This window comes from Photorhabdus viridis (genome assembly GCF_040256935.1).
In the GTDB taxonomy this organism is placed as follows: Bacteria; Pseudomonadota; Gammaproteobacteria; order Enterobacterales; family Enterobacteriaceae; genus Photorhabdus; species Photorhabdus viridis.
Window position 1 is genome coordinate 1 of the sequence record NZ_JBEJZY010000547.1, and the last position, 223, is coordinate 223.

At 54.3% G+C, this 223-nt stretch carries 1 protein-coding gene; it reads right to left on the minus strand.

Annotated features, from left to right (window positions below; all coding sequences use genetic code 11):
* Window positions 1-210: hypothetical protein (locus ABR397_RS24490; RefSeq protein ID WP_350307945.1), on the minus strand; the 210-nt coding region annotated here is incomplete at its 3' end.
* Between the last annotated feature and the right edge of the window lie 13 nt (window positions 211-223).

The following is a 223-nucleotide window of genomic DNA, read 5'->3' on the forward strand; positions in this document are numbered from 1 at the left end:
ATGGATCAGGGCTGCCTGCGGGAAGTCACGCTCAGTGGCATTGAAGTCCGCCAGTAATTGCTGACGTTCAGCGGCGGGCAACACATCCACCGCCAGGGCTGGTGAATGCGGCGCATCCGCCAATACTGCGACCAGTTGTTCCAGTGCCCTGATCAAATAGGCATTGATTCTCTTCGGATCGACAGTGCTGACAGTTTGAGCGGATAACATAAAATCCTTACCA